The organism is Lactococcus sp. S64 (assembly GCF_016516525.1).
GTDB classification, from domain to species: Bacteria; Bacillota; Bacilli; order Lactobacillales; family Streptococcaceae; genus Lactococcus; species Lactococcus lactis.
Genome location: NZ_JACVUQ010000049.1, coordinates 1 through 211, shown reverse-complemented (window position 1 = coordinate 211; position 211 = coordinate 1). Strand labels below are relative to the sequence as shown.

1 protein-coding gene is annotated in these 211 nt (G+C 36.0%); it reads left to right on the top strand.

Annotated features, from left to right (window positions below; genetic code table 11):
* Positions 1 to 211 (top strand): FtsK/SpoIIIE domain-containing protein (locus tag IAE51_RS12105; protein ID WP_255528863.1); only part of this gene is annotated, 211 nt, incomplete at both ends.

The window sequence follows — 211 nt, the reverse complement described above, 5'->3', positions numbered from 1 at the left end:
GCAAAGTCAAGAAGTTTACAACTATAATTTAGAAGAAACTTCTCATACTGTTGTCTTCTCTAGCCCTGGATTTGGTAAGTCAGTTACTCTTCAAACAATGGTGATGAACTTGGCTCGTCAAAACACACCTGAACAAGTACAATTCAATTTATTTGATTTCGGAACAAATGGACTCTTACCACTTAAAAATCTCCCTCATGTCGCAGATATT